We start from the raw sequence: 26,916 nt of genomic DNA on the forward strand, positions 1-26,916 counted from the left end.
TTCCTCCCAATGGTTAGCCTTTTGCGGTTACCATAGGGAAAGAAAGCAGACACAGCAATGCCATATTTGCATGGCTCACATTCCATGCAAACAATTGATTTTACTTTACAAATTTCAATTAACTGAATTCAGGTTAATTTGCGGCGCGGTGAAAAATAACGATCTCGTCACTTCGCGACATGTTGAGCGCGAGGCGAGCCTTTTCATCCAGCATGTCCCTTTCCAGCGACCCATCACTCATCAGTTGAACCTCCTTTTCAAGGATCAACCGTTGTTTCGTGAGCTTATCCAGCCGCGCCTGCCGCTCGACGATCTGGCGATCGAATTGCTCGGTCGCCTTCAGGCCATAGCCGCCGTGAATGGAATGATAGCCGAAGTAGGAGAGAAAGGCGACCGCGATCAGCGGCATCACCAGCCGTCCCAGTTTCCGTTTCTTATGATGCCGTGTCCACATGCATTCACGCCCTGATACGCAGTACGGCAATCAGATTAGCGGCGATTGATTAACCGACCGTTGACCATGAACGGCAGGAAAATAGAAACCCGCCCACACGGGGCCGTGTGGGCGGGTTCGATTTTCACACGAATATCAGGCGGCGATCAGCCGCGCAGGATCGAACGGCCGGCGTACTTCGCCTGCAGGCCGAGCTGCTCTTCGATGCGGATCAGCTGGTTGTACTTTGCGAGCCGGTCCGAACGCGCGAGCGAGCCGGTCTTGATCTGGCCGCAGTTGGTGGCGACCGCGAGATCGGCGATCGTCGCGTCTTCGGTTTCGCCCGAGCGGTGCGACATGACGGCGGTGTAGCGTGCCTTGTGCGCGGTCTCGACGGCGTCGAGCGTTTCCGACAGCGAGCCGATCTGGTTGACCTTGACGAGGATCGAGTTGGCGACTCCCATCTTGATACCGTCGCGCAGGCGGGCCGAGTTGGTGACGAACAGGTCGTCGCCGACGAGCTGGCACTTGTTGCCGATGAGGTCGGTCACGGCCTTCCAGCCATCCCAGTCGTCTTCGGCCATGCCGTCTTCGATCGAGAAGATCGGGTACTTGGCAGCGAGTTCCGCCAGGTATTCAGCCATGGCGCCCGGCTCGAGCGTGCGGCCTTCACCTTCGAGAACGTACTTGCCGTCCTTGAAGAATTCGGTCGCTGCGCAATCGAGCGCGATGAACATGTCTTCGCCCGGCTTGTAGCCAGCCTTTTCGATCGACTTCATGATGAAGTCGAGCGCTGCTGGAGCAGAGGCGAGACCCGGCGCGAAGCCGCCTTCGTCGCCGACATTGGTGTTGTGGCCGTCGGCTGCGAGCTGCTTCTTCAGGGTGTGGAACACTTCCGAGCCCATGCGCACGGCATCACGCATCGTGTCGGCGCCAACCGGAACGATCATGAATTCCTGGAAGTCGATCGGGTTGTCGGCATGCGCGCCGCCGTTGATGATGTTCATCATCGGAACCGGCAGAACGTGGGCGTTCGGGCCGCCGACGTAGCGGTAGAGCGGCAGGCCGGCAGCTTCGGCGGCAGCCTTGGAAACGGCAAGCGAAACGCCGAGGATGGCGTTGGCGCCGAGGCGCGACTTGTTGGCCGTGCCGTCGAGCTCGATCATGGTCTTGTCGATCTGGATCTGGTTCTCGGCATCGAGACCACCGATCGCTTCGAAGATCTCGCCGTTGACGGCTTCGACGGCGCGCTCGACGCCCTTGCCGAGGTAACGCGTTCCACCATCGCGCAGCTCGACAGCCTCATGCGCACCGGTCGAGGCGCCCGACGGGACTGCCGCGCGACCGAAGCTTCCGTCTTCCAGGTACACGTCGACCTCGACGGTCGGGTTGCCGCGGCTGTCCAGAATTTCTCGGCCGATGATGTCGATGATTGCAGTCATGATCTCTTCCCTGTTGAGGACGGTGGGTGGTCGGGGCCTGTCATACGCCAAGGCCTCGAAATTACAATGGCGCGCAATATGCAAAAACAACCGCGCCATTGCGGTTCATGAAAATTTCACGAAGCGTCGCGGGGCTCAGCCCTTGGCGATCGCGTCGAACGCCAGCAGCTTTTCGAGCAGCCGCGGCATGTCCTTCAGATGCACCATGTTCGGGCCATCCGACGGCGCATTGTCCGGATCCTCGTGCGTCTCGACGAACAGACCGGCGACGCCAACGGCAACGGCCGCACGCGCCAGCGTCTCGACGAATTCACGCTGGCCGCCGGTCGAACCGCCCTGCCCGCCCGGCTGCTGGACCGAATGAGTCGCATCGAAAACGACGGGTGCGCCGAGCGAAGCCATGATCGGCAGCGAGCGCATGTCGGAGACCAGCGTGTTGTAGCCGAAGGAGGCGCCGCGCTCGCAGAGCATGACATTGGGGTTGCCGCTCTCGGTGAACTTCGCCAGCACGTTCTTCATGTCCCAGGGCGCCAGGAACTGGCCCTTCTTGACGTTGATCGCGCGGCCGGTCTTGGCGGCTGCGACCAGAAGATCGGTCTGGCGCGACAGGAAGGCCGGGATCTGCAGGATATCGACCGTCGGGGCGACCAGTGCACATTGCTCTTCGGTGTGGATGTCGGTCAGGACCGGGAAACCGAACTCCTTCTTGAGATCGGCGAAGATTTCCATCGCCTTTTCGAGGCCGATGCCGCGCTTGCCCGAGAGCGACGTGCGGTTGGCCTTGTCGAAGGAGGATTTGTAGACGAGGCCGAGCCCGAGCTTGTTGCAGAGTTCCGAGAGCGCGCCCGCCATCATGAAGGCGTGTTCACGGCTCTCCATCTGGCAGGGGCCGGCGATCAGCGACAACTTCTCGGTCTGTGCGAAGGCGACCTGGCGGGCACCCTCCCCGACCACGACTCTGGCATTGGTTTTCATCATCAAGCTCCAAACGCGAAGATCACCCCTTGCCCCGGCATTTCGGGAACAATGAGGCGCCCGCCCATTTCTGCAAATTCGATATCGTTGTCGGCAAACAGCGCCCTCGTCGCTTCGAGATCGGCAACGCGGAAAACGACTGCCCGCCCGCGCAAGCCCCGTTCGGCATTGCGCACCGAGCGACCGAAGAACGCCTCCATGCCGGCGGCGTTCAGCACCGAGATCTTGGCGTTGGTGGTCGCGACATCCATGCCGAAGGAATGCGCCGAAACCTCGCGCTCATCGACCGCTTCCTGCAGCAGATACTGGAAATCGGTCGGATTGGCTTCCGACAGCACCACTTCGCTGATGCCGATCACACCGTTGTCGTGCCGCTCGAGCGCCGCCCGATCGGTGGGCAGCGCGCGAACGCGCTGACAGTTGAAGAGAAAGAGATCCGGCGCGCGAAGATCCGCGGCAAAGGCCAGGCGGAAGGAGCCCAGGCCCTCACGGCCATCCGGCAGCTTCATCGGCCGGGAAAATTCCAGCATGTCACCGCCGGAGATGCCGCACGCCCGAAAGCGGATGTGATCGCTCGCCGCGTCCTCGGTGCCGAAGACCAGCGCCGAAAGACCTTCCGGGCCTTGGCGGAACCGGAAAGCCTGATCGCGCGCCACAAAGGCGTTGCCGTCGAGTGCGGCCGCCTCGCATTCCTCTCGGGACGCTATGGCGAGCGGTTCGAGATAGGTGCCGTCGGTAAAGAAGACACAGGCATTTTCGGTGCCGAAGGGATGGCGGGCATCGTCGGCGACGGTAAAGCCGAGATCGGAAAGCCGACGCCGCGCCTGGGTAAGCGTATCCACCGGCAGCACGAGGTGATCGAGCGGGCGGGTGGTGCGCTTGGAGAGGCTCATGGCGTGTTCCCTGATGGTTCGCCGCTGTTTGCAACTTTTGGCCGGCGAATGCAAGCCGGGTCACCGCCAGGGAGCGGATCGACGGTCCGGGCTCGGGCCGTTGCTGCAAACGCGAACCATCCGCGGCCGGCTGCGCCCGCCGCGGATTATGCCTGTCGCCAGCAGACGAACCGCCGGAAGGTCAGTAGTAGCCCGGCGCCGTCGTGGCGTTGGCCGTGTTCCCCGCACCGAGACCGGGGGCGAACGTCTGGGGTTGCGTGTAGGACGTATTGGTCGAGGACGTCGAGGCACAACCCGAGAGCCCCAGCACGGCGACCGCCAAAGGCACGAACAACAAAGCGATGAAGCGCATACGGATTGACCCCTTTCCAGTTTCGCTGATGAACAGGAAAGTACGAAACCGATGCTTTGGCGAGTACGTAACAGTAACGCGAGGTAAAAAGGTGGCGACGAAGCCGGTTCGACAACCGCAGCGCCCTACCGGCCGCTGCGGTTGCTCTTGCTGCGCGTAAACCTTCGGCCCGGCCGGGACACCGGGCTCACTCCATCAGGGGCGACGATCGCTCTTGATGGCGAAGGTGGCGATGAAGGTCGGCACGAACCTGTCGATCAGGAAACGAGCCGACGGCTGCCAATCCTCATGAAAGCCAGCCAGCAGGAAACCGGCCTGCAATTGCCCCTCGATCTGCTGAGAAAGGCTGTGTCCGAACACCAGGGCCTCGCCGCGCCCGACCTTGGCCTGCACGACATCGGGAGGGAGATGCTCCGCTTCGGCAAAGGGGAGCCGGTAGGCCGGGCGGATAAGACCCATTTCCGCATGGGCCGGATCGCGGTCGCCGACGAAAACGATCGGATTGTAGAAGCTCGAAAGCAGCCGACCGCCGGTTTTCAGCACCCGGTGGCTCTCCCGCCAGACCGGACGGATATCTGGAACGTAGAGGTTCGAGATGGGGTGAAAGACGATATCGAAGGTTTCGTCGACAAAGACAGAGAGGTCGCGCATGTCGCCTTGCACGGCCAAAAGCGGCAACCCTTCGCGTTCGGCGACGCGCCGATCCTGTTCGAGCTGTCCCTCGGAGAGGTCAAAGACCGTAACGTCGGCACCGGCCGCAGCCAGAATCGGCGCCTGCTGCCCACCGCCGGACGCCAGGCAGAGGATCCTCTTGCCCTTGACGTCGGGCAACCACCCCTCAGGCAGGTCACCGGGCGTCAGCCGCGCCTGCCACTGACCCTTGCGGGCGTCGGCGATCATCTCCGGCGTGACCGGGCGCGACCATTCGCAGTCCTGGCTTGCCTGCCGGTCCCACGCCTGGCGATTGTGATCGATGATATCGAGATTGCAGGATGAGATATCTTGCATGTTCGGTCCCTGGAAACTTTGTCCTGATGTGACCGCTCATGAAGGCGAATGGAGATCACAGGCAGAAATGCCCTGGCGTTTGTCCGTCGATGCGGATCGCAGCAATGCCATCGTCCATCCCCTTCGCAAGCGAAGTTGAGGCGATTCGGTTTTCACCGGGCATTACTGGCGCATTGGACGACGCTCCTCTTACTGGAAGCCGCACGCTAGCGGCTGGGTTGCGGGTGGTCAACGCAAACAAAGGTCCATGCCGTGCGGCTTGCGGCCGCAAGGGTTCTGTCCAATCGCCCCGGCGAACGAATATCCGGCACGGTCTGCACGTTATCATGCTGCCTATGATTTCAACCGCTTGAGAAGCCGTCACAATTGCGTAAAATTCACCAATGCAGCCTGGAGTTATGCCGGGCAGCAGGCTGAGGGGCAGCATTTGATTATCGACTTGCAGGACAAGCAACGCATCCGGGCGCGGCCGAGGGACGCCAAACGGCGCATCGGGACGCTGACCCGGTTTCCAATCGGGCACACATTCACATGATGCGCGAGATGATGGCCAAGCTGGCTTCCATCGCCATCATGATGTTTGCGCGAGCGCTGACGGCGGCACGCGCCATCTGGCATGAGACCGGCCTGCCGCCAAAGCAGAGCATCTACTTCGCCAACCATTCCAGCCACGGCGATTTCGTGCTGATCTGGGCGGTCCTGCCGCCTTGGCTCAGGGAACGCGCCCGGCCGGTCGCGGGCGCCGAGTACTGGCTGAAATCGAAGCTTTCGGCCTTCATCGGCCGCGACGTGTTCGACGCCGTCCTAATCGAGCGCGACCCGGAAGCGCGCACGCAGGACCCGGTCGAGCAGATGGCGGCCGTGCTCAACGACGGATCGTCGCTCATTCTCTTTCCCGAGGGAACGCGCAACCAGACCGAAGCGCGACTGCTGCCTTTCAAGAGCGGGCTCTATCACCTCGCCTGCAAGCGCCCGGACGTGGCGCTGGTCCCCGTCTGGATCAACAATCTCAATCGCGTCATGCCCAAGGGGGAGTTCGTGCCGATCCCGCTCATCTGCACCGTCAATTTCGGCGAACCGATGCGCCTCAAGGCGCAGGAGACGAAGGAAGGGTTCATCGCCCGCGCCGAGGCCGCGCTGCTTTCGCTCGCGCCGTCATCGACGGATGACCGCGCATGAGCACAGCCAGCCTGGACATGCTCAAGCTGCTCTCCGGCGTCGGCGGCGTTCTCGTGCTGGCGTCGAGCGTCGGCTACGTGCTCAAGCAGAAGCTTTCGCCTGACGGGTCGAACGGCGCGATCGAGAACCTCAACGCCCGCATCAAGGCGTGGTGGGCGATGGTGGTCCTGATCGCGATCGCCTTCGTTGCCGGCCGGGTCGGCGTGTTGCTGCTCTTTGCCTTCTGCTCGTTTGCAGCGTTGCGCGAATTCATCACGCTCATCAACACGCGCCGCGGCGACCACTGGGCGATCGCGGCTGCCTTCTTCGTCGTCCTGCCGATCAACTACTTCCTGCTCTGGGCCGAGCAATACGGGATCTATTCGATCTTCGTCCCCGTCTACGCCTTCCTGCTGATGCCGATCGTCGCGGTCCTTCGCGGCGACACCCGCGACTTCCTGGTCCGGATCTCCGAGGTGCAATGGGCGCTGATGATCTGCGTCTTCTGCGCCTCGCACGTGCCGGCGCTGCTCACGCTGCAGATCCCGGGATACGAGGGACGCAACGTGCTCCTCATCGCTTTCCTCGTCATCGTCGTTCAGTCGAGCGACGTGCTGCAATATGTCTGGGGCAAGCTCTTCGGCAAAACCAAGATCGCGCCCACCCTTTCGCCGTCGAAGACGGTCGAGGGCTTCGTCGGCGGCGTTGCGAGCGCAACCTTGATCGGCGCCTCGCTCTGGTGGATCACCCCGTTCACGCCGGCGCAGGCGGCGCTGATGTCGCTCATCATCACCCTGATGGGCTTCTTCGGCGGTCTCGTCATGTCGGCAATCAAGCGGGATCGCGGCGTCAAGGACTGGGGCCATCTGATCGAAGGCCATGGCGGGCTCATCGACCGGCTCGATTCCGTCGTCTTTTCCGCGCCGATCTTCTTCCATCTGACGCGCTACTGGTGGTCGCTGACATGAGCGCCAAATTGAAGGGGCTGGCATCAAGCGGCGTCGTTCATGTGGCCTTCGCCTTTTTCGCCATGGGCGGCTGGGCGCTTTTCGCCAACCGCCATCACCCGATGCCGAAGCCGCTTGTTGCCGGCTTCGTCCAGGGAACGCTTTCGGCGCTGCTGACGCTCTACCTCAAGACGGCGATCGACACGCTTTCCAAGCAGTTCAGCGGCGCTTGGCGCCTGGTCCTGCCACCACTTATCGCCTGCCTTGGTTCCTCGGCCGTACTTGTCGCGATCCACGCGGCCAGCGGCACGCCCGAGATCCTGAAAACGATCGCGCTGCCGCTTACGGTTTCGACCACCTACGCCGCCATCTACAACTATTCCATCAGCCGAGGCGAACATGACCGAGACCGGTGACCGCAGGCCGCTCGCAAGTCGCAACACCCGCTGGGCGCAGGCCATTGCACGCCGCCTGGCATCGATGAACCTCACGCCGAACCGGATCTCGCAGGCGAGCATGCTGGCGGCCGCCCTAGCCGGCCTTGCCTTCTGGCTCGCGGGCGAAAGCGAGGATGGCGTAAGGGCGAGCCTGTTCATCGCTGCCGCCCTCTTTTGCCAGTTGCGCCTGCTGTGCAACCTCTTCGACGGCATGGTCGCCGTCGAGGGCGGCAAGGGCGAGGCAGACGGTCCTTTCTGGAACGAGTTTCCCGACCGCATCGCCGACATCCTCATCTTCGTCGGCGCAGGTTTTGCCATCGGCGTGCCGGCTCTCGGTTTTGCTGCGGCCACCTTCGGCGTGTTGACCGCCTATGTGCGCGAACTCGGCCGTGCCAATGGCGCGCCGAGCGACTTCTCCGGCCCGATGGCCAAACAGCACCGCATGGCGACGATGACGCTGGGCGCCGTTCTTTCGGCCTTTGAAGGCCTCTGGCTCGGCGATGGCGAAGTGCTGTGGATCGCGCTTCTTGCGATTTCGATCGGGGCAGCGCTGACGGCCGGCCTGCGCGCCCGTCGCCAGATTGCCTGGCTTCGGAAAAACGCGCCCAACAAAGGCTAAACACCCTCTTCACTCATCGTGAACAAGGCCGCCGCCACATCGCGCCGCCCCCTTGACGTGTGCCTACGCCAATTACTAGATAGACTAGTCTATTTATTAAATGCCGCAAGCGCCACCGATGAACGAATGCTCGCGCGCGCCGAGATCGGCGACGATCAGACCCGTGATCGCCGCCTCCTGAAAGCAAACTTTTTCAATCGGTTACGGCGCAAAATTGCAGCGCCTGCCGTTACGGAGAACACGAATGAGTACCCCGGACCGCATCGACGACGTCGACGCATTGCGCGGCTTTGCCTTGCTCGGCATCCTCCTGGTCAACATCATGGCCTTCGCCTCTGCCTTCTACGGACTGGAAATCGCCGACCCCGCCTTCGGCAGCATCCTCGATCGCAGCGTGCATTTCGTAATCGCGCTGTTCTTCGAGATGAAATTCTACCTGCTCTTCTCGTTCCTGTTCGGCTACAGCTTCACCCTGCAGATGCGCTCGGCGGAAAAATCCGGCGAGGCCTTCGTGCCCAGGCTTTTGCGCCGACAGATGGGCCTCTGGCTGATCGGGCTTGCCCATGCGGTTCTGCTTTTCCATGGTGATATTCTCACCACCTACGCGGTGCTTGGCATCGCCCTCTTGATGCTCAGAAACCGCAGCGATGCAGCCCTCTTCCGGCTAGCCAAATGGCTGGTCCTTCTCCTTGCACTGGTCTGGGGCGCACTCGGCATCCTCATCACGCTGGATCCGGTGCCGCTCGATCGGTCCGCCATTCTCTCCGCTGCGGAGGCGGCGGAGCTTGCCTTCCGCGGCGACTGGCAGGCCATCATCGGTCAGCACCTGACGGAGCTCAACTCGGTCTGGGTCATCCTCGTCCTGCTGCAAGCGCCGTGCGCGCTGGCGATGTTCCTGCTCGGCCTGATCGCCGGACGTCGCAAGACCCTGGCGCGGCCGGAGGAGAACAAGGCATTGTTCCAGCGCCTCGTGCGCACCGGCCTCTGGGTCGGCCTGCCTGGTGCCGTCATCTATGCCTATGTCAGCGTCGAGATGCCCGAATCTCCGATCGCGGTCATCGCACTTTCGATTGGCCTCGCCACCGGCCCGCTTCTCACCGGCGCCTATGTCGGCGGCATGATGCTGCTCTTCGGATCCAAAGCCGGCCATGGGCTGCGCAACCTGCTGGCGCCTGCCGGGCGCATGGCCCTTTCCAACTACCTGATGCAGTCCTTGCTCATGGCCCTGATCTTTCATGGCTTCGGCCTTGCTCTCATCGGCCAGGTCTCGCCGCTGGTAAGCGTGCTGATCGCACTTGCGATCTTTGCCGCGCAGCTCGTCATCAGCCGCTGGTGGATGGCCCGCTTCGCCTATGGACCGCTCGAGTGGCTCCTGCGCTTCATCACCATCGGCCGCGTGCCCAAATGGCGCCGCCCGGCGGAGGCGCGCTGACGGCAACCAGCCAATTTCCCCGAGCTGTACTGCCCGGCGCCTTAAACGCCGGGCATTTTCGTTTCCTGGCTTGAACCGCAGTTCGATCTATTTTGCTTTGACTCTAATTAGATGATTGTCTAAATATAAGAGCAACAAGCGAGCGGAGTCGATGCGGATCAACAGGGTTTTCGAGGCGCTTTCCCATCCGGTGCGGCGGCAGATCCTGGCGCTCCTGAAGGCCGGACCGATGAGTGCCGGCGAACTGGCCGAGCATTTCGACCTGACCAAGCCGACGCTTTCCGTGCATTTCAACAAGCTACGCGAGGCGGAACTCGTCGCCGTCGAGCGGCGCGGTACGAGCCTTATCTACCACCTCAACATGTCCATCCTCGAGGAGGCGCTCGGCGGCCTTCTCAGCACAAGGGATCCAGTACCATGAGCTTGCTTCCGCGCTCCCCAATCGCGCTGGCATCCGGCGGCGTTCTTCTTTCCGCGACGCTCGTCGGCTATCTCGCAATTCCTGCAGGGGTGCAGCTTCCCATCCATTGGGGCGTTGACGGCACGGCTGACGCCTTCTGGCCGCGCGACCGCGCGCTGGCCCTGGCACCGGTGGCAGTCGCCGTGCTTGCCGCACTCTCGTTCGCGGTCGGTCGGTTCGCGCCACGAGCCGAGCTTCAGGCGGGCCGGCATGTCGCCGAAGTCACTCTCCCCGCAATCCTCGCGCTCTTTGCCACCATTCAGACTGTGATCGTGCTGATCGGTCTTGGCGTCGACCTCTCGATGACGCGGGTGATCGCCTTCGGACTCGGGCTTCTGTCGATCGCCGTCGGCAACGTCCTGCCGAAATCGCAGCCGAACGGCCTTGCCGGCATTCGGCTGCCGTGGACGCTCGCCGATAGCGCCAACTGGCGGGCAACGCACCGGCTTGCGGGCCTGCTGATGATCTCAGCCGGTATCACCCTGGCGCTGTTGGCACTCGTCATGAGCGCGGGTCCGGCGCTTTCCGTCGCCACGATCACCGCCATGCTGCTTCCAGTCGCGATCGCTACGCTCTATAGCTACCGGCTCGCTCGTCGGACGTAGCCTCTCCCAGCGTCGCACTGGAGCCGCAGCGCCATCGCACGAACGAAAACGGCCGGTCTCGCGACCGGCCGTATCATTTCATTCCTGTGCGCCTCAGACGAGGCGGGACTGTTCAAGCGCCGCTTCGATGAAGCTTGCAAACAGCGGATGCGGATCGAGCGGACGCGACTTCAGTTCCGGATGGTACTGAACGCCGATGAACCACGGATGATCTGGGTACTCGACCGTTTCCGGCAGGATGCCGTCCGGCGACATGCCCGAGAAGACCAGACCGCAGGACTCAAGCCGATCCTTGTAGTCAACGTTGACTTCGTAACGGTGGCGGTGACGCTCAAAGATCTCGGTCGAACCGTAGATCTCGGCAATCTTGGTGTCGGCCTTGAGTGCTGCGCGATAGGCGCCAAGCCGCATCGTGCCACCGAGATCACCCGATGCGGAACGCTTCTCGAGTTCGTTGCCCTTCACCCACTCGGTCATCAGACCAACGACCGGTTCCTTGGTCGGGCCGAACTCGGTGGAGGACGCCTTCTCGATGCCGGCGAGGTTGCGGGCAGCTTCAACGACCGCCATCTGCATGCCGAAGCAGATACCGAAGTAAGGCACCTTGCGTTCGCGGGCAAAGCGCGCCGCGTTGATCTTGCCTTCGGAGCCGCGTTCGCCGAAACCGCCGGGAACGAGGATGCCGTGCACCTTCTCGAGGTAGGGTGCCGCGTCTTCCTTCTCGAAGACTTCCGATTCGATCCACTCGAGCTTGACCTTCACCCGGTTGGCGATTCCGCCATGGTAAAGCGCTTCGATCAGCGACTTGTAGGCATCCTTGAGGCCGGTGTACTTGCCGACGATCGCGATCGTGACTTCGCCTTCCGGCGTGCGGATGCGATCGGCAACCCGTTCCCAGGCGTCCATGCGCGGCTTCGGCGCCGGCTCGATGCCGAAGGCTGCCAGCACTTCGTTGTCGAGGCCTTCCTTGTGGTAGGCGATCGGAACGTCGTAGATCGATGCGACGTCGAGCGCCTGGATGACAGCCGACTGGCGGACGTTGCAGAAGAGCGAGAGCTTGCGACGCTCGGCTTCCGGAATTTCCCGGTCCGCACGAACGAGCAGGATATCGGGGTGGATGCCGAGGGCCTGCAGTTCCTTGACGGAATGCTGCGTCGGCTTGGTCTTCAGTTCGCCGGCCGCCGGGATGTAGGGCATCAGGGTGAGGTGGACGTAGACAGCGGTGCCGCGCGGCAGGTCGTTGCCGAGCTGGCGGATCGCCTCCATGAACGGCATCGCCTCGATGTCGCCGACGGTGCCGCCGATTTCGCAGAGGACGAAGTCGTAGTCGTCATTGCCTTCGGTGACGAAGTTCTTGATTTCGTTGGTAACGTGCGGGATCACCTGAACGGTTGCGCCGAGATAGTCGCCGCGACGTTCCTTGTCGATGATGTTCTTGTAGATCCGACCCGTGGTGATGTTGTCGGTCTTCGTCGCCGAACGCCCCGTGAAGCGTTCATAGTGGCCGAGATCGAGATCGGTCTCCGCGCCATCGTCGGTTACGAAAACCTCACCGTGCTGGGTCGGGCTCATGGTGCCCGGGTCAACGTTGAGATAGGGGTCGAGCTTGCGCAGTCTCACCCGGTAGCCACGCGCCTGCAGCAGTGCTCCGAGAGCCGCTGCAGCGATGCCTTTTCCGAGGGAGGAAACCACGCCGCCTGTGATGAATACATATCGCGCCATGGGAGTCACCGGATACCTTTTCACAAATGATTCCGCCACCGAAAAATTCATATTCCAGAACTTTTCGTCTTGGGATGGAGGCAGATTTCACACAAAACAAAACCGGCGGATGAAACATCCGCCGGCGGGTTCTTCAGAATTGCGACCTTACTGGCCGCTGGGAACTTGCGATCCCGTATTGCTGTTGGCGCCAGCGGCGGGCGCCGGAGTCGTTGCGCCGCCGGCCGGGGCTTCGCCCGTCGTTGCCGGTGCGGCGGTCGACGGAACGCCGTTGTCGGCCGGAGCGGGGTTGCCGGTTGCCGGCTGCTGTCCAGTCGCGCCGCCAGCCGGAGCCGGAGCGCCGCCACCGAGCGAATTGAGAACGCCACCACCGTTCGAGCTGGTGCCCGGGATACGGTCGAGGATGTCGGTCGCCTGCGGCTGGTAACGCGCGAGAATGCCCATGCCGAGCGCCAGGACGAAGAACAGCGCTGCAAGGATCGCCGTCGTGCGGGTCAGCGCATTCGCCGTGCCGCGCGCGGACATGAAGCCCGAGCCGCCGCCGATGCCGAGACCACCGCCTTCGGAACGCTGAATGAGTACGACGCCGATCAGGGCGACGACGACCATGAGATAGATGACGAGTAGTACGGTCTGCATCAGCTTCCAGTCCTGCCCTTGGGGCACACGAATCAAACCCTGCGCAAACTCGGCATGGCCGGGCGCAATTTTCGCGCCTCTTTATACCATGCCGTGCGCCATTCCAAGCCCCTGCCCGGTAACCCGGGCGATCAGGCCGTCAATTCTTCATAAGCCCGGTAGATGGCGAGGAAGTCTTCGGCTTTCAAGCTTGCGCCGCCGATCAGTGCGCCGTCGACATTGGCGACGCCCATCAATTCCTTCGCATTGGACGGCTTGACCGAGCCGCCATAGAGGATGCGCATCTTGGCGCCGGCGTCGGCAAAGCGCGCGACCAGCTCCTTGCGCATGAAGGCATGCGCTTCCTCGACGTCAGTGGCCGTCGGCGTCAGGCCGGTGCCGATCGCCCAGACGGGCTCATAGGCAATCACGGTGTTTTCCGCGGTTGCTGCATCCGGCAGGCTTTCGGCGAGCTGGCGCTTCAAAACATCGAGCGTCTTGCCCGCCTTGCGCTCGTCACCGGTCTCGCCGATGCAGACGATCGCGATGAGTTCGGCCGAATGCGCCGCTTCCGTCTTTGCGCGTACCAGCGCATCGCTTTCGGCGTGGTCGGTGCGGCGCTCGGAATGGCCGACAATGACGTGGGTGCCGAAGCAATCGGCGATCATCTCGGCGGAAAGGTCGCCGGTATGGGCGCCCGATTGCTTCTGATGGCAGTCCTGCGCGCCGATCAGGAGCGGGCTATCGTCGCAGAGCGCCGTTGCCACGTAGAGCAGCGTTGCAGGCGGGCAGATCAGCGTTTCGACGTTGGCGGAGAGTTCGCCCTTGACCCCTTCGGCCATCGCCTTGATCTGATCGAGCGAGGCGCGGGTTCCGTTCATCTTCCAGTTGCCGGCGACGAGCGGGCGGATATCGGGCGTCATGCAATTTCCTCCGGGTACTTTTCTCCGGAAGCGGCCTAGCAAATGCAGCCGGCAAATAAAAGCGCCGCCGGCGATTATTCATGGGCGGGGCCGGTTGCCCCGCCCCGCTGCAACGGATCGCAAGCCCTGCGCGTCGCCGGTATCATGCCGAAGGACGCCCTGCCTTTTCGCCATCTTCCGCCGCCGGCCCAGTCTTTGCGGCTGCAATCGCATACATCAGCGGCAGGCTCGGCATGCCCGCAGGCAGCGCCATCCGCCCGCCGCCAAGGTCGCGCATGCCTTCGAACGCCACCCAGCCATTGGCATAGGGATATTCCTTCAGAACTTCGATCCGCAGCCCAGCGTCGATCAGCGCCTGCACGACATCGGCTATACCCCAGTTGAACTCGAAGGACGGGTGCGGATTTGTGAAACCCACGACGCCTTCCTGGTAGCCGCCATGGGCAAGGCCTGCGCCCGAGTCGGCGACATAGTCACCGACGCCTGCCTCCGCGACCGGCTCCTTGGGGGCGTAATCGTAATGCAGCTTCCAACCTGGATCGAAGACCATCGCAAAGGGATGGAATTCGACGAAGGCGAAACGCCCGCCGGGCTTCAGCACATCGGCGATGCCGCGCGCCCAGATCCCGAGGTCCGACAGCCAGCAAATGGTGCCATAGGACGCAAAGACGCGATCGAAACGCCGACCGTTCGCACGGGCGTCATCGAACCAGCCGAAAAGGTCGGACCGCTCGAAGGTGGCGGCGATGCCGCTTTCCGTCGAAAGCCGCGTGGCAAAGGCGATCGCCTCGTCCGAGATATCGACGCCGGTCACGTTCGCACCGCGCCGCGCGAGACTCAGGCTGTCCTGGCCGGAATTGCATTGCAGATGGAGAACGTCGAGCCCGTCGATATCGCCGAGCAACTCGATCTCTTCCGGATAAAGCGTTGAGCCGCCGGCGCGGAAGTAGGCGGCCTGGTCGCCCTTGTGACTGTTGTGCGCGACGGTGGCGGCATTCCACGAGAGGCGATTGGCCTCATGAAGATCAATACTCATGTTTCACTCTTAAACATCTGAGAGAGACACGGGAGGTTTTTCCCGTGTCCCTGGTGCGCTTAGAATTTCAGCACCGCTTCGAGTTCATCGTCATAGTGCTCGCCCGTCGGCGTGAAGCCCAGGCCTTGGTAAAAGCCTTCGGGGCTGCCAGGGCCCTGTCCGTAGCTCGTGTAGAGCTCATGCAGGCCCCTAGCCTTCAGATCGCGTACGACAAGGGCGATCGCCTGCTTGCCATATCCCTTGCCCTGGAACGGCCGGGCGATCATGAAGCGCCAGAGATAGACACCCGGGCAATCGATGCCGTCATCCCAGTCGGATCCTTCGTGCAGCATGATGAAGCCAATGAGCGTCTCATCGGCATAGACCGCACGGAACCAGGCATTCTCGGAAAAATGCGCCTCGGCGATCGAGGTGCCGTTGTCCGCCACCATGTTGCGCTGTTCCTCGCTCAGCGTTTCGCTGAGCTCGCAGACGTCGCAGACGGTCAGGGCTGAGATGCGCCGAAGGGTAATTTCGGCATCAGACGGCAATACGGTTTCACTCATGGGAAACTCCTTAGAAAAATCAAAATGCTAAAAAAGGGCCCGAACCAGAACGGCGGACCTCGAATCACCCGCTAAAGGGGTAATCGGCGGATAAATTGAAATCATGGCGAGAAAACGCCAACATCAGAAATGCCGAGATCCCGCCAGATTCCGGCACCGCTATTACCAAGGATAAACGCGCGCCCTTACTTGGGGCGGCCGGCGGTCGGCTGGTTGCCGCCGTTCTCCAAGCCGGCGATCGCCGCGTGAACGTCGGCTTCCGCATCCTCGTCGAACTGCTCGAAGATCGCATCGCCGATCAGGGCGTGAACCTCGCGCAGATAGGGGGCCGCCGCCTCGCCGTCGCCGAGCGCCAGATAAGCGCGCGCGATCGAAAGCGACGAGAGCGGTTGGCGCCGCGCGAGCGTCCACTCACGGGCGAGCAGGGAGACGGCAATGCTCTCGCGATGGTGCCCGGCATCGCAAAGGGCGGCGCCGTAGCCACTCTTGACCCAATAATACATATCCGTGAGCGCAAGATGCACATCGGCGACGTTCGATGCCAGACGCCAGGCGTCGACCGCTTCGCCATAATTGCCTTCGGTTCCAAGCCGGATGCCCGTGCGGCCGTGTTCATAGGCTTCCCGCTCGTGCGGGCTCATTGGTGTGGTTTTCTTCTTTGTCATGTACGCCAGTCCACATGCTCCCGGGAACAACCCCTCCGTGTCCCCTCCACGAGCAAATGGACCATAGCTTGCCGAGATCAACAAGATCTCAGTGCAATTTTATGGTATTCTAGGCGAATAAAAGCGCGAGCTCATGAGTCTTACCGCAGTCGCCGAGCCGATCCTGGCCGGGCGAACGACCATGGGGTCGGACATGCTGCGCAACGACAAAACCGGATTTGGCTGGATCAGCATCGTCCTTCACTGGGCGATTGCGGCATTGATCCTTACCCTGCTCGGCCTCGGCTTCGTCATGCGGCGAACGCCCGTCGATCCGGCGCTGCAGTTTTCGCTCTATCAGTGGCACAAGTCGCTCGGCTTCACCGCACTCGGGCTGGCGACGATCCGCGCCCTGTGGCACCTCGTCGAGGTTCGGCCGCGTCCGCCGGCAGGCCTCAGCGCGCTTGAGCGCCGAGCGGCCAGCGCCACCCATCTCGTGCTCATTCTGCTCGCGCTTGCCGTTCCGCTTGCCGGCTGGGCGGTGGCCTCGACATCGACGCTGAACATACCGAGCTTCTATTTCAACTGGATCGTCATCCCCCATCTGCCGATGGCGAAATCGGAAGCGGCCGAAGACCTCTGGACACTCGTCCATATGACGCTCGCCTATCTGCTCTTCTGCTTCGTCGCGCTTCATGTTCTGGCCGCCCTCTACCACCACTTCGCACGCCGCGACGACGTCCTCGTCCGCATGCTTCAGACCGGCTCCCGCCAACGCGCTTCCTCCCAAGCGGCTGGTTCGGATCCGGTTATCGCCGGAAGGAAGAAACCATGACACCGCACTCGCAATCACCAACAAAGGCCATTTTCCTGACGCTGCTGCTGGCGCTCGGGAGCATTCCGTCGCCCGCTGCGGCAGCCGCACCGGACCTTGCCGATGCTGCCGGCAACTACGGCATCACGCCGGCTTCGCGTATTCATTTCACCGTGGCGCAAGCCGGTGGCGGCGGCATTGTCGGCGACTTCGCCAAGTTTTCCGGCAATTTCCGCATCGACCGAAATGATGTCGGCCACTCGACGGTCGAATTCACGCTTTACCCCGAGAGCGTGAAAACCGGAGAAAAACGGATTGAGGACTTCCTGAAGTCGAGCGCGGTCTTCGACACCGCCAACTTCAGCACAGTCACCTTCCGTTCGACGACCGTGAAACAGACCGGGCCGGATACAGCCGCGGTCGAGGGAACGCTGACGGCGCGCGGCATGTCGCGCAAGGAGCGCTTCTCGGTGACGCTGCTTGACTGGAACCGCGGCTCGATCGCCTTCAACATCCGCGGCAATATCCACCGGTCACCCTATGGCATGGATGTCGGCACGCCGATCTATTCCAACGTCGTCGAGTTCGACATGAACATCAAAGGGCAGAGGCGCTGAACGCCCCTGCCCTTTGCTAGTCGATAGGCGTCTCGATCAGCCGATCTGGCTTCCGACGAAATCCTTGACGATCCGCACGATGCCGCGGCCGAGCAGGTCGTCGAGGGCTGCGATGAACTGGTCGACATGGGCGCGCTCGCAGATCAGCGGCGGTTCGAGCCGGATGACGTTGCGATTGTATTCGGTGAAGGCCACCAGCACGTCGTAGTCCCGCAGGAGCAGCGCGCCGATGAAGCCGGAGAGCGAGCCCTTGAGCTTGTCGTCCAGCATCGAGACGACAGGACGCAGCACCATCGGCAGCGTCTGGCTGAAGTCCTGGAATTCCAAGCCGACCATCAGGCCCTTGCCGCGCACGTCCTTGATGATCTTCGGATACTTCTCCTTCAGCGCCTGCAGGCGTTCGAGCAGATAGTCGCCGCTGTCGGCGGCACGATCGATCAGGTGCTCGTCATAAAGCACGTTGATGCCTTCGATCGCCGTCACGCAGGCCTCGCCCATGCCGCCAAACGTCGCCATCGCGTGGATCATTGCCGTCTTCGGGGTGCCATAGGCCTTCATGTAGACGTCGCGGCGGGCAATCATCGCGCCGACAGCGGCCTTGCCGGCGCCGAGCGACTTTGCGAGCGCAGTCACGTCAGGAACGACGCCGTAATGTTCGAAGGCATAGAAGCGGCCGGAGCGGCCATAGCCGCACTGCACTTCGTCGGCGACCCAGAGCACGCCGTACTTGTCGCAGAGCGCACGCAGTTTCTGCCAGTATTCGGCCGGCGCCTGGATGATGCCGCCACCACCCTGGATGGTTTCGAGCACGATGACACCGATTTCCGGGTCGGACTTGAAGGCGTTCTCGACCGCGTCGATATCGGCGAAGGGCACGCGCACGGTGTTGTCGGTGATCTTGAAGTCGGCGCGGTAAAGCTGGCCGTCGGTGATCGCGAGCACACCCTTGGTCTTGCCGTGGAACGAATTCTCGGCATAGACGACCTTCGGCCGCTTCGGACCGGCGGCACGCTCGGCGAGCTTGACCGCGGCCTCCATCGCCTCGGAGCCGGAGGAGCCGAGGAAGACCATGTCGAGGTCGCCCGGCGAGCAGGCCGCGATGTTCTTCGCCAGTGCTGCCGCATATTGCGACATGAAGGCGATGGCGATCTCGTGGCGCTTTTCGTCCTGGAACTTCTGGCGGGCGTCGAGAATGCGCGGATGGTTATGGCCGAAGGCGAGCGAGCCGAAGCCGCCGAAGAAATCGAGGATCTTGCGGCCGTTCTGGTCGGTGTAGAACATGCCCTCGGCACTCTCGATCTTCACCTTGTGAAAGCCGAGGAGCTTCATGAAATGCAGCTGGCCGGGGTTCAGGTGATCCTTGAAGGCGGTGGTGATGTCGCCGATCGACATGGCCTTGGCCTCATCGACGGTGATCAGCGCGGGTCTTGCCACGCCGCCATCAAGCGAAGGGGCGGCAACGGCGACACGGTTCGGTCTGTCCAGCATGATATCTCCCCTCATTCGGCCGGCACGGCGACAGCTGCAGGAGCTGCGGCGCCCATCTTCTTGGCCCGGTACTCGTCATAGGCGGCGATCAGCATGTCGCCATCGTTGTATTCCGCGCGCCAGCCGAGCTCGCGCTTCAGCTTGCCCGTCTCGCGCACGCACATCTCGTCGGCGATCAGATACTGTTCCGGGTCCATGATCGGCTTGTTGATCAGGTCGAAGAAGGCCAGCGTCTGCTTGACCGCGAAGGCGGGCGTCGGCAGCAGAATGGACTTCGAGCCTGCATGCTTGACCAGGTTGCCGAGCAGTTCGCGCACCGACGGCGGATTGTCGGAGCCAAGGTTGTAGGCTTCGTTCGGAACGCCGCCCTTCCAGGCAAGCCGCGCGGCTTCGGCGCAATCGAACACCGAGATGAACTGATAGGGCACCTTGCCCGAGCCGATCATCGGCACCGGCAGGTTCAAATCGATCAGCTTGAACAGTTTCTCCAGGATGCCGAGGCGGCCGGGGCCGATGATCAGGCGCGGGCGGAAGATCGAAATGTTCATGCCCTGCTTGCGCCACTGCATGGCCAGCTGTTCGGTCGCCCATTTCGACTTGCCGTATTCACCGAGCGGCTTTGCCGGATGGTCCTCGGTCTGCGGCGACTGTACGGTGTGGCCATAGATCATGTCGGTGGTGAACTGCACCAGGCGCGACGCGCCGGCGGCATCCATCGCCTTCATGATGTTTTCGGCACCGTAATAATTGACGGGCCAGAAGAACTCCCAGCGCTTGGCGCGGACCTGCAACGGCGACAGCATCTTGGCCGCCATGTTGTAGATCATGTCGTCGGCGCCGATCCCGACCTTTTGGACGGCCTCCAGATCGGTGACGTCGCAATGGACAAAGCGCACGCGGCCGTAATGCGGCAGGTCGGACTTGACGATATCGGCGACGACGACCTCCTCGCCCTCCTTGACGAGGCGTTCCGCCAGATGACGGCCAACGAAGCCATCGCCACCAAAGATGATATGTTTCATGACTTGCTCCCGAATTCTGCGGTGCTCACCCCGGCGGCCTCAGTCGGCTTGTCTTCGGCATGGGATGAAATGCCCGACTGGGCGATAAGAACGGTTCCGGCGCAGATCAGCGCGATGCCGGCGATGCGCCAGGTGTTGAGATCTTCGCGAAAGACGAAATAGGCGAAGACGGCAACGAGAACGTAAGCCAGGCTCAGGAACGGATAGGCAAAGGAAAGCTCGACCTTCGACAGCACGTAGAGATGCGACGCCATTGAGATGACGAAGGTCGCAAGACCGGCAAAGACCCAAGGGTTGAAGACGATCTGAAACAACCGGACGATCGCGGTTTCGGCCGTCATCGAAATCGGTCCGAGCGTCATCATGCCCTGCTTCAGCATCAGCTGCGCGGCGGCATTGGTGAGCACGGTAAAGAGAATGAATGGAATATATTTCATAGTTTTACTCCCAGTCCCGAAAATCTACTTACGGGCAAGAGACGGATATTCCGTGAAGTTTGCGCATTTAATTGAATAAAATTGTCTGCATTCTCATTCTGGCAAAGCCAGAGCGGTGCGCTTCCAGAAGTTCGAAACCAGCGCCGGATCGCGCAACGTTTCGAGATTCCTCCAGAAAGGAAAAGACTTTTCAAAGACTTGCGAGCTCATGCGGGCATCCTTGTACGGATTGATCGCACCGCCTGCCTCGATCACGATGCGATCGAGCGCATCGAGCAGCTTTACTGTCCGTTCACCTTGATTGGCGAAGTCCAGCGTCAAAGTAAAACCGGGACGCGGGAAGGACAGGACGCCCCGGGAGCCGATATCGCCGAACCGCTTCAAGATCGTCAGAAACGACGCATGGCCGGCCTGGCGGGCGGTTTCCATGAGCTTGGCCGTGATCTGCGGCGCGTTTTCTGCGGGATAGACGCTCTGATGCTGGTAAAGCCCGCGCGGACCGTAGAGCCGGTTCCAGGCGCCGATCGCATCCAGCGGATAGAAATAGGACGTCCAGGGAACGGTCGTCACCGTCTCGCCCGGCTTCACCTTGCGGAAATAATACTCGTTGAAGCCTTTGAGCGTTGCCCGGTTGAGCAGGTTGAACGGCGGCGAAAACGGCACCGACAGCTTCAATCCCTTGGGGATGTCGGGCAGTTCGCAGGAACCATCGGCATGATCGCCGGCAAGCAGCACCCCCCTGCCCATGCGAGATCCTTTGGCGAGTTGGTCGATCCAGGCAACGGAATATTCATGCTCGGCATCGACGCCGTCGACGAGGGCAAAGTACTGGTCCAGGTTTTCGAATCGGATCGCGTGCTGCTGCACGTGCGGCGACGGCACCTTCATCAGCCGGATATCGACGGTCAGGATCAGTCCGGTCAGCCCCATGCCGCCGATGGTCGCGGCGAAGAGTTCCGGGTTTTCGACCGGCGTGCAGGTCAGCCGTTCGCCGGTCGAGCGCAGCAACGTAAAACGCGTCACGTGATTGCCGAAGGTGCCGCGTGCGTGATGGTTCTTGCCGTGTACGTCGTTGGCGACCGCGCCGCCGACGGTCACAAAGGCCGTGCCGGGCGTCACCGGCAGGAAGAAGCGATGTTCGATCGCCCGTTCCAGCACCTGGCGCAGCGTCACGCCGGCCTCGCAGGTCATCATGCCGGTGCCGGGATCGAAGGCGAGGATGCGGCCGTGAAGGTTGCTTTCGATCAGCGTTCCGCGATCGTTGTGGCAACTGTCGCCGTAGCTGCGTCCGTTGCCGAAGGGCAGATAGCCATCGGCCTCAAGGCTACCGAGCCGGTCTTCATAGTCGTCAGGCGAAATTCCAGGCCGCACGCGATTGTCGATGCGGCCCCAGCTTTCATGGTCTTGCAGCGTCATTGCGGCCCGATGGCTCCAAATAGGATCAGCAGCGCGCCGATCAGCATGGTCAGTTGGCTGCGCCAGTCGCGCATGATGAAAACGACCGGATCCTCATGCAGCATGCCGCGGCGCGCAAGCATCCAGATGCGCAGCAACATATAGAGCACCAGCGGGCAGAGCGGCCACAACGCCCAGGGCGTAGTGTACATCTCCTGCAGCTCCTTGCTGTGCACGTAGAGCGCCAGAACCAGGGCCGAGGTGAAGGCCGAGGCAACGCCGGCCTGACCGACCATCTCGAAGTCGACGGCGAGATAGCCACGCCCCGGCACGTTGCCGCCGTCCTTGTCCTCGAACTCGTGCAGTTCGACGTAACGCTTCACCAGCGCGAGACTGAGGAAGAAGAAGATCGCAAAGGAGACCAGCCAGAAGGAGAGTTCCGTACCGGTCGCGGCCGCACCGGCGACGATGCGCGTGGTGTAGAGGCCGGCAAGCGTGAACACGTCGACGAGCAGCTTGCGCTTCAGCACGAAGGTATAGGCCGTCGTCGCGCAGGCGTAGAAGGCGAGCACCCCGGCAAACTTCCAGGGCAACAGAAGGGTCAGCGCCACGGAAGCGACGATGAGGCAGCCGGCGAGAACCAGCGCCGTCGGCACGGACATCTGGCCGCTCGCGAGCGGCCGGAAGCGCTTCTTTGCGTGGCGGCGATCGTTGGCAAGGTCCGAGAGATCGTTGATGACGTAGACGGCGGAAGCAAGGAAGCTGAAGGCGAAGAAGGCGATGATGACGCTCACGATCGCATCGAAGTGCAGCACCTCGTGATTGAGGATCATCGGGACGCCGATGAGCACGTTCTTCGCCCATTGATGCACCCGGATCGACTTCAGCGGTGCAAGCGCGCTGACATTGCCGGTATCGAGCCGCTCGGCATCATGGTTGCGACGCCATTTTTCCGCGGCCGCATCGGGCGAGACGACGATTGCGCGGCGCGCCACCTCGAAGACGGCGATATCGTCACGGCTGTTGCCCATATAGTCGAAGGCGCCGTCGCCAAAGCGCTCGACCAGCGCCCGGCGCTTGTTGCTGCTCGTCAGGTTGAGCGCGTCGGTCGAATGCATGACCGAGGAGAACATGCCGACATGGGCGGCGATGTCGTTTGCCACGGACGGTGCCGCGCCGGTCACGAGCACGAGTTCGCGCCCGTTCTTCTTTTCCTCCGCAAGCCGGTCGATGACGGCCTGCCGATAGGGCCAATCTTCCGCCCGGCGGCCGGATCTAAGCGCCACTTCATGCTTCAGCCGTGCCTTGCCCTTTGCCAGCCAGAACAGCATCGGAAACAGCATCAGCGGATTGCGCAGCAGGATGATCGCCGCCCCTTCCCACAGGGTGTCGGCGGCCAGCAAAGTGCCGTCAAGATCCACACACAGCGGAATGTGCCGTGTCTCGGTGCGCGCGTCCATGAAGTCTATCCCAGCCATAGTTGCCGGTATCATCACGACTTCAACTTTCCAGAGTGGAAACGCGCGGCCCTGTTTCGCTCGCAAATTGGCGGGCTGGTTAACAAATCCGCAGCAGCAGGGAGACGCCTAATGTCTGTCGCGTGAAAGAGGTTTCACGCGACAGACATTAAGCTCTTGTTTTTATGCATGTCGTTGCCGCAAAACCGCTGCACACTTTTGCGCGACACGCATTAGCGGCTGCCAATCCAGTTTAGCGCATCGCGCCAGTCGGTCATGCGCACCGGCGTTCCGTGCGAGCCGCTTTCGAACAGCACGAAGCGCGTCGGGTAACCCTTGGCCTTGAGCGCGCGATAGAGCGCCTTCTGGCCTTCGGCCGGATAGACGCTGTCACGACTGCCATGGCTGAAGAACATCGGCAGCTTCGCCTTGTAAGCGGCGCTTTTCGTGAAGTCCGGATCACTGACGCCGCCCATCACCATCATGCCGGAGAGTGCCGCGACCGCGGAGGCGTCGCGCGAGACACCCCAGCAGATGAAGCTTCCCATCGAGGCGCAGGCGAGCACAACCGGACGACCGCCGGAACGTTCGGACGCGTATCGGACCAGGCCGACGATATCAGCGGCCCCTGCCGTATCGAAGGACCGGACGCTCGGGGCGTAATAGACGCCGCCATTGGCAACGGCGAGGTTCTTCAGCCGATTGAAGTTTCCTCCGAAGGAAAAGTCATTGGCACCCAGCCGGCGGTCGCCGCCGCGCCCATGGATGAAGATGACCGAAAACCCGGCGCCGCGATCGGGGCCGACACGGGTCACGTCGAGCGCGCGGCCGCCGATATCGAGCGTTTCGTTGACCTGCTCGCTCTTGACGCCAAGCGACACATAGGCGCGCTTCACCCGGCGCTCGGGGATTTCGTCGCGCTCGTTGATGTCCCGCAGTTCCTGGTAGTCGACCGTCAGGTCGTCGCCACCATCCTCCTGGCCGAGCACTTTGGCATAGGAGAACAGTTCGTCCTTGTAGGGCTTGAGCGTCTGAGCCTCTGCCGGCGAAGCGGCAATTGCCAGGGCCAGGGCGAACAGGCAGGCGCGAAACGGAAAAACAACTGTGGACACGGCCAAATGACGGGCTCCCTCTTTGGCCGCAAGCCTTGCCATTGGCCGCACCGCAAAGCAACACTTGGCCAGAAACACGGCCGTTCATGCGAAAAATCACCGGCGGGCGGCGCCAGAAATTCTCCTTTTGTTCGCGTATCCTGTGAGAGTCTGGCAGAATTCAGGTGATTCGACCGCCGGGGGATGGCGGCAAAGCCTGGGGCTTGCTAAGGCCTCTGGCATTCCCGAACGACAGGAACGATCCGAACGGCCCCATGGACGACAACAGCGACCTCTTCTCAATGCCCGAGCAACCGAAGCCCGTTCAGCCGAGCGCCAAGCCGGCCGTGGCTGCAGCCCCCATCGCGCGCGAAGAACCGCGCCCTGCCCCGAAGGGCAGCGATGGCAGCGATTACGATGCGTCGGCGATCGAGGTGCTCGAGGGCCTTGAGCCCGTCCGCCGTCGTCCGGGCATGTATATCGGCGGCACCGACGAGAAGGCGCTGCACCATCTCTTTGCCGAAGTCATCGACAACTCGATGGACGAAGCGGTCGCCGGTCATGCAAACTTCATCGAGGTCCATCTCGACGCGGACGGCTTCCTGACGGTCACCGACAACGGCCGCGGCATCCCGGTCGAAAACCATCCGAAATTCCCCGGCAAGTCGACGCTCGAAGTCGTCATGACGGTGCTCCATGCCGGCGGCAAGTTCGACGGCAAGGCCTATGAGACCTCGGGCGGTCTGCACGGCGTCGGCGTTTCCGTCGTCAACGCGCTCTCCGACGCGCTCGAAGTCGAGGTCGCCCGCAATCGCAAGCTCTACCGCCAGCGCTTCTCCCGCGGCATTCCGCAGGGCGGGCTCGAGGAACTCGGCGACGTGCACAATCGCCGCGGCACGCGCGTCCGCTTCCATCCGGACCCGGACATTTTCGGACCGCACGCACATTTCGAACCCGGCCGGCTTTTCCGCATGGCGCGCTCGAAGGCCTACCTCTTCGGTGGCGTCGAGATCCGCTGGTCCTGCGATCCGTCATTGCTGCAGGAAGGTTCGGAAATCCCGGACAAGGCGGTCTTCCACTTCCCGGGCGGCCTGAAGGACTATCTGGCGGCGACGCTCGGCAAGGAATTCACCGTCACCCGCGAGATCTTCGCCGGCAAGTCGGAGAAGGCCAACGGCCACGGCTCGCTCGAATGGGCGGTCACCTGGTATGGCGGCGATCAGCAGGTTCATTCCTACTGCAACACCATTCCGACGCCCGAAGGCGGCACGCACGAGGCGGGGTTCCGCATCGCGCTGACCAAGGGCCTGAAGAACTACGCCGAACTGAAGCAGAACAAGCGCGCGGCGCTCATTACCACCGATGACGTGATGATCTCGGCCGCCGGCATGCTGTCGGTGTTCATCCGAGAACCGGAGTTCGTCGGCCAGACCAAGGACAAGCTCGCCACCGTCGAGGCACAACGCATCGTCGAAAATGCGCTGCGCGATCCCTTCGACCACTACTTGACCGACAATCCGGCCGAAGCCGACAAACTGCTCGACTGGGTGGTCGAACGCGCCGAGGAGCGCGTGCGCCGGCGCAAGGAAAAGGAAGTCAACCGCAAGACGGCGGTGCGCAAGCTGCGCCTGCCCGGCAAACTTGCCGACTGCTCGCAGAACACCGCCGAAGGCGCCGAGCTCTTCATCGTCGAAGGGGACTCGGCAGGCGGTTCGGCGAAGCAGGCGCGCAACCGCGCCAACCAGGCAATCCTGCCCTTGCGCGGCAAGATCCTGAACGTCGCAAGCGCCGGTCGCGAAAAACTCGGCGCCAACCAGCAGATCGCCGACCTCATCCAGGCGCTTGGTTGCGGCACCCGCAGCAAGTACCGCGAAGAGGACCTGCGCTATGAGCGCATCGTCGTCATGACCGACGCCGACGTCGACGGCGCCCATATCGCCTCGCTGCTGATCACCTTCTTCTATCAGGAGATGCCCGAGCTGATCCGCGGCGGTCACCTCTATCTCGCCGTGCCGCCGCTCTATCGCATCAGCCAGGGCGCAAGGACGCTCTATGCCCGCGACGACGCACACCGCGAAGAACTGATGCGTACCGAGTTTGCCGGTCGCGGCAAGGTCGAGATCGGCCGCTTCAAGGGCCTCGGCGAGATGCTGCCGGCGCAGCTCAAGGAAACGACGATGGATCCGAAGTTCCGCACGCTGCTGAAAGTCGAGATCGACGATGTCGATTTCGAGGGCACGCGCGAGGCGGTCGACAACCTGATGGGCACGAAGGCGGATGCGCGCTTCCGCTTCATCCAGGAACGCGCCGTCTTTGCGGACAACCTGGACATCTGAGCCCTTCGGG

Annotated in this window: 27 protein-coding genes; 10 read left to right on the forward strand and 17 right to left on the reverse strand. The window is 62.3% G+C overall.

Features of this window, described 5'->3' with window-relative positions:
- Positions 1 to 133: 133 nt before the first annotated feature.
- The 5 genes from M2267_RS25960 to M2267_RS25980 all read right to left on the reverse strand — a co-directional run bounded on the left by M2267_RS25960 (position 134) and on the right by M2267_RS25980 (position 5,103).
- On the reverse strand, positions 134 to 454 hold the full coding sequence (locus tag M2267_RS25960; protein WP_192447137.1) for an FtsB family cell division protein: 321 nt from the start codon (positions 452 to 454) through the stop codon (positions 134 to 136).
- Positions 455 to 600: 146 nt separating this feature from the next.
- A complete protein-coding gene (gene eno / locus M2267_RS25965; protein ID WP_034795843.1) occupies positions 601 to 1,875 on the reverse strand; it encodes a phosphopyruvate hydratase in 1,275 nt (424 codons plus the stop codon).
- 135 nt (positions 1,876 to 2,010) lie between these two features.
- Positions 2,011 to 2,853, reverse strand: coding sequence for a 3-deoxy-8-phosphooctulonate synthase (kdsA, locus tag M2267_RS25970; RefSeq protein WP_429118501.1), 843 nt, complete (start codon positions 2,851 to 2,853; stop codon positions 2,011 to 2,013).
- Positions 2,853 to 3,743 (reverse strand): VOC family protein, encoded by an 891-nt coding sequence (locus tag M2267_RS25975; RefSeq protein WP_429118504.1) that lies wholly within the window; start codon positions 3,741 to 3,743, stop codon positions 2,853 to 2,855. The genes kdsA and M2267_RS25975 overlap by 1 nt, the downstream gene beginning before the upstream one ends.
- A 547-nt stretch (positions 3,744 to 4,290) precedes the next feature.
- Entirely contained in the window at positions 4,291 to 5,103 is an 813-nt protein-coding gene (locus tag M2267_RS25980; protein WP_429118507.1) for a class I SAM-dependent methyltransferase, read from the reverse strand.
- Between the two features lie 534 nt (positions 5,104 to 5,637).
- Here M2267_RS25980 and M2267_RS25985 point away from each other — a divergent pair.
- The 7 genes from M2267_RS25985 (at position 5,638) to M2267_RS26015 (ending at position 10,761) form a co-directional block, all read left to right on the forward strand.
- A complete protein-coding gene (locus M2267_RS25985; RefSeq protein WP_429118696.1) occupies positions 5,638 to 6,282 on the forward strand; it encodes a lysophospholipid acyltransferase family protein in 645 nt (214 codons plus the stop codon).
- Positions 6,279 to 7,229, forward strand: a complete 951-nt coding sequence (locus M2267_RS25990) for a phosphatidate cytidylyltransferase (protein WP_043617993.1) — start codon at positions 6,279 to 6,281, stop codon at positions 7,227 to 7,229. Before M2267_RS25985 ends, M2267_RS25990 begins: the two co-directional genes overlap by 4 nt.
- Positions 7,226 to 7,624: a hypothetical protein gene (locus M2267_RS25995; protein ID WP_429118510.1), complete on the forward strand. Its 399-nt coding sequence runs from the start codon at positions 7,226 to 7,228 to the stop codon at positions 7,622 to 7,624. The genes M2267_RS25990 and M2267_RS25995 overlap by 4 nt, the downstream gene beginning before the upstream one ends.
- Complete coding sequence (locus M2267_RS26000) at positions 7,608 to 8,264, forward strand: CDP-alcohol phosphatidyltransferase family protein (RefSeq protein WP_429118512.1); 657 nt, start codon at positions 7,608 to 7,610, stop codon at positions 8,262 to 8,264. Before M2267_RS25995 ends, M2267_RS26000 begins: the two co-directional genes overlap by 17 nt.
- A 244-nt stretch (positions 8,265 to 8,508) precedes the next feature.
- Positions 8,509 to 9,696 carry a DUF418 domain-containing protein gene (locus M2267_RS26005; protein ID WP_429118514.1) on the forward strand — a complete coding sequence of 396 codons (1,188 nt, stop codon included), beginning with the start codon at positions 8,509 to 8,511 and terminating at the stop codon, positions 9,694 to 9,696.
- A gap of 151 nt (positions 9,697 to 9,847) precedes the next feature.
- Positions 9,848 to 10,117, forward strand: a complete 270-nt coding sequence (locus tag M2267_RS26010) for an autorepressor SdpR family transcription factor (protein WP_429118517.1) — start codon at positions 9,848 to 9,850, stop codon at positions 10,115 to 10,117.
- Positions 10,114 to 10,761: an SdpI family protein gene (locus M2267_RS26015; protein WP_429118519.1), complete on the forward strand. Its 648-nt coding sequence runs from the start codon at positions 10,114 to 10,116 to the stop codon at positions 10,759 to 10,761. Before M2267_RS26010 ends, M2267_RS26015 begins: the two co-directional genes overlap by 4 nt.
- A 93-nt stretch (positions 10,762 to 10,854) precedes the next feature.
- Here the strand turns inward: M2267_RS26015 and M2267_RS26020 are convergent, their stop codons facing one another.
- The 6 genes from M2267_RS26020 to M2267_RS26045 all read right to left on the reverse strand — a co-directional run bounded on the left by M2267_RS26020 (position 10,855) and on the right by M2267_RS26045 (position 16,270).
- Positions 10,855 to 12,492 (reverse strand): CTP synthase, encoded by a 1,638-nt coding sequence (locus M2267_RS26020; protein ID WP_305877765.1) that lies wholly within the window; start codon positions 12,490 to 12,492, stop codon positions 10,855 to 10,857.
- 138 nt (positions 12,493 to 12,630) lie between these two features.
- Entirely contained in the window at positions 12,631 to 13,122 is a 492-nt protein-coding gene (gene secG / locus M2267_RS26025; RefSeq protein ID WP_043617978.1) for a preprotein translocase subunit SecG, read from the reverse strand.
- A gap of 131 nt (positions 13,123 to 13,253) precedes the next feature.
- Positions 13,254 to 14,024, reverse strand: coding sequence for a triose-phosphate isomerase (gene tpiA, locus M2267_RS26030; RefSeq protein WP_429118521.1), 771 nt, complete (start codon positions 14,022 to 14,024; stop codon positions 13,254 to 13,256).
- A gap of 142 nt (positions 14,025 to 14,166) precedes the next feature.
- Positions 14,167 to 15,060 (reverse strand): class I SAM-dependent methyltransferase, encoded by an 894-nt coding sequence (locus M2267_RS26035; protein ID WP_429118524.1) that lies wholly within the window; start codon positions 15,058 to 15,060, stop codon positions 14,167 to 14,169.
- 59 nt (positions 15,061 to 15,119) lie between these two features.
- Positions 15,120 to 15,605, reverse strand: a complete 486-nt coding sequence (locus M2267_RS26040; protein ID WP_429118527.1) for a GNAT family N-acetyltransferase — start codon at positions 15,603 to 15,605, stop codon at positions 15,120 to 15,122.
- 185 nt (positions 15,606 to 15,790) lie between these two features.
- Positions 15,791 to 16,270, reverse strand: a complete 480-nt coding sequence (locus tag M2267_RS26045; RefSeq protein WP_156134116.1) for a hypothetical protein — start codon at positions 16,268 to 16,270, stop codon at positions 15,791 to 15,793.
- A gap of 193 nt (positions 16,271 to 16,463) precedes the next feature.
- On the opposite strand from M2267_RS26045, the gene M2267_RS26050 reads away from it, so the two are divergent.
- Positions 16,464 to 17,084, forward strand: coding sequence for a cytochrome b (locus tag M2267_RS26050; protein WP_429118699.1), 621 nt, complete (start codon positions 16,464 to 16,466; stop codon positions 17,082 to 17,084).
- A complete protein-coding gene (locus M2267_RS26055; protein ID WP_429118531.1) occupies positions 17,081 to 17,680 on the forward strand; it encodes a YceI family protein in 600 nt (199 codons plus the stop codon). Before M2267_RS26050 ends, M2267_RS26055 begins: the two co-directional genes overlap by 4 nt.
- A gap of 36 nt (positions 17,681 to 17,716) precedes the next feature.
- Here the strand turns inward: M2267_RS26055 and M2267_RS26060 are convergent, their stop codons facing one another.
- The 6 genes from M2267_RS26060 to M2267_RS26085 form a co-directional block, all read right to left on the reverse strand.
- On the reverse strand, positions 17,717 to 19,168 hold the full coding sequence (locus tag M2267_RS26060; RefSeq protein WP_429118534.1) for an aspartate aminotransferase family protein: 1,452 nt from the start codon (positions 19,166 to 19,168) through the stop codon (positions 17,717 to 17,719).
- Positions 19,169 to 19,179: 11 nt separating this feature from the next.
- Positions 19,180 to 20,190, reverse strand: coding sequence for an NAD-dependent epimerase/dehydratase family protein (locus M2267_RS26065; protein ID WP_429118537.1), 1,011 nt, complete (start codon positions 20,188 to 20,190; stop codon positions 19,180 to 19,182).
- Positions 20,187 to 20,627 (reverse strand): EamA family transporter, encoded by a 441-nt coding sequence (locus M2267_RS26070; RefSeq protein ID WP_192445983.1) that lies wholly within the window; start codon positions 20,625 to 20,627, stop codon positions 20,187 to 20,189. Before M2267_RS26070 ends, M2267_RS26065 begins: the two co-directional genes overlap by 4 nt.
- 93 nt (positions 20,628 to 20,720) lie before the next feature.
- Positions 20,721 to 22,043 carry an FAD-binding protein gene (locus tag M2267_RS26075; RefSeq protein ID WP_429118540.1) on the reverse strand — a complete coding sequence of 441 codons (1,323 nt, stop codon included), beginning with the start codon at positions 22,041 to 22,043 and terminating at the stop codon, positions 20,721 to 20,723.
- Positions 22,040 to 23,482, reverse strand: a complete 1,443-nt coding sequence (locus M2267_RS26080; RefSeq protein WP_429118543.1) for a UbiA family prenyltransferase — start codon at positions 23,480 to 23,482, stop codon at positions 22,040 to 22,042. The genes M2267_RS26075 and M2267_RS26080 overlap by 4 nt, the downstream gene beginning before the upstream one ends.
- Before the next feature lie 230 nt (positions 23,483 to 23,712).
- Positions 23,713 to 24,633 carry an alpha/beta hydrolase gene (locus M2267_RS26085; protein ID WP_429118546.1) on the reverse strand — a complete coding sequence of 307 codons (921 nt, stop codon included), beginning with the start codon at positions 24,631 to 24,633 and terminating at the stop codon, positions 23,713 to 23,715.
- Between the two features lie 212 nt (positions 24,634 to 24,845).
- On the opposite strand from M2267_RS26085, the gene parE reads away from it, so the two are divergent.
- Complete coding sequence (gene parE / locus M2267_RS26090; protein WP_112983712.1) at positions 24,846 to 26,906, forward strand: DNA topoisomerase IV subunit B; 2,061 nt, start codon at positions 24,846 to 24,848, stop codon at positions 26,904 to 26,906.
- Positions 26,907 to 26,916: the final 10 nt, after the last annotated feature.

This window comes from Ensifer sp. KUDG1, from assembly GCF_050434285.1.
Classification (GTDB): Bacteria; Pseudomonadota; Alphaproteobacteria; order Rhizobiales; family Rhizobiaceae; genus Ensifer.

Excerpts from the sequence above, each read along its gene's own strand:
- M2267_RS26045 (WP_156134116.1), bottom strand. The coding sequence starts at position 16,270 with ATGACAAAGAAGAAAACCACACCAATGAGCCCGCACGAGCGGGAAGCC.
- M2267_RS26075 (WP_429118540.1), bottom strand. The coding sequence starts at position 22,043 with ATGACGCTGCAAGACCATGAAAGCTGGGGCCGCATCGACAATCGCGTG.
- M2267_RS26060 (WP_429118534.1), bottom strand. The coding sequence starts at position 19,168 with ATGCTGGACAGACCGAACCGTGTCGCCGTTGCCGCCCCTTCGCTTGAT.
- M2267_RS26005 (WP_429118514.1), top strand. The coding sequence starts at position 8,509 with ATGAGTACCCCGGACCGCATCGACGACGTCGACGCATTGCGCGGCTTT.
- M2267_RS25960 (WP_192447137.1), bottom strand. The coding sequence starts at position 454 with ATGTGGACACGGCATCATAAGAAACGGAAACTGGGACGGCTGGTGATG.
- M2267_RS25980 (WP_429118507.1), bottom strand. The coding sequence starts at position 5,103 with ATGCAAGATATCTCATCCTGCAATCTCGATATCATCGATCACAATCGC.
- tpiA (WP_429118521.1), bottom strand. The coding sequence starts at position 14,024 with ATGACGCCCGATATCCGCCCGCTCGTCGCCGGCAACTGGAAGATGAAC.
- M2267_RS26010 (WP_429118517.1), top strand. The coding sequence starts at position 9,848 with ATGCGGATCAACAGGGTTTTCGAGGCGCTTTCCCATCCGGTGCGGCGG.
- secG (WP_043617978.1), bottom strand. The coding sequence starts at position 13,122 with ATGCAGACCGTACTACTCGTCATCTATCTCATGGTCGTCGTCGCCCTG.
- M2267_RS25985 (WP_429118696.1), top strand. The coding sequence starts at position 5,638 with ATGCGCGAGATGATGGCCAAGCTGGCTTCCATCGCCATCATGATGTTT.
- M2267_RS26050 (WP_429118699.1), top strand. The coding sequence starts at position 16,464 with ATGCTGCGCAACGACAAAACCGGATTTGGCTGGATCAGCATCGTCCTT.
- M2267_RS26040 (WP_429118527.1), bottom strand. The coding sequence starts at position 15,605 with ATGAGTGAAACCGTATTGCCGTCTGATGCCGAAATTACCCTTCGGCGC.
- M2267_RS26055 (WP_429118531.1), top strand. The coding sequence starts at position 17,081 with ATGACACCGCACTCGCAATCACCAACAAAGGCCATTTTCCTGACGCTG.
- M2267_RS25995 (WP_429118510.1), top strand. The coding sequence starts at position 7,226 with ATGAGCGCCAAATTGAAGGGGCTGGCATCAAGCGGCGTCGTTCATGTG.
- M2267_RS25975 (WP_429118504.1), bottom strand. The coding sequence starts at position 3,743 with ATGAGCCTCTCCAAGCGCACCACCCGCCCGCTCGATCACCTCGTGCTG.
- parE (WP_112983712.1), top strand. The coding sequence starts at position 24,846 with ATGGACGACAACAGCGACCTCTTCTCAATGCCCGAGCAACCGAAGCCC.
- kdsA (WP_429118501.1), bottom strand. The coding sequence starts at position 2,853 with ATGATGAAAACCAATGCCAGAGTCGTGGTCGGGGAGGGTGCCCGCCAG.
- eno (WP_034795843.1), bottom strand. The coding sequence starts at position 1,875 with ATGACTGCAATCATCGACATCATCGGCCGAGAAATTCTGGACAGCCGC.
- M2267_RS26065 (WP_429118537.1), bottom strand. The coding sequence starts at position 20,190 with ATGAAACATATCATCTTTGGTGGCGATGGCTTCGTTGGCCGTCATCTG.
- M2267_RS26085 (WP_429118546.1), bottom strand. The coding sequence starts at position 24,633 with ATGGCAAGGCTTGCGGCCAAAGAGGGAGCCCGTCATTTGGCCGTGTCC.
- M2267_RS26000 (WP_429118512.1), top strand. The coding sequence starts at position 7,608 with ATGACCGAGACCGGTGACCGCAGGCCGCTCGCAAGTCGCAACACCCGC.
- M2267_RS26070 (WP_192445983.1), bottom strand. The coding sequence starts at position 20,627 with ATGAAATATATTCCATTCATTCTCTTTACCGTGCTCACCAATGCCGCC.
- M2267_RS26015 (WP_429118519.1), top strand. The coding sequence starts at position 10,114 with ATGAGCTTGCTTCCGCGCTCCCCAATCGCGCTGGCATCCGGCGGCGTT.
- M2267_RS26080 (WP_429118543.1), bottom strand. The coding sequence starts at position 23,482 with ATGGACGCGCGCACCGAGACACGGCACATTCCGCTGTGTGTGGATCTT.
- M2267_RS25990 (WP_043617993.1), top strand. The coding sequence starts at position 6,279 with ATGAGCACAGCCAGCCTGGACATGCTCAAGCTGCTCTCCGGCGTCGGC.
- M2267_RS26035 (WP_429118524.1), bottom strand. The coding sequence starts at position 15,060 with ATGAGTATTGATCTTCATGAGGCCAATCGCCTCTCGTGGAATGCCGCC.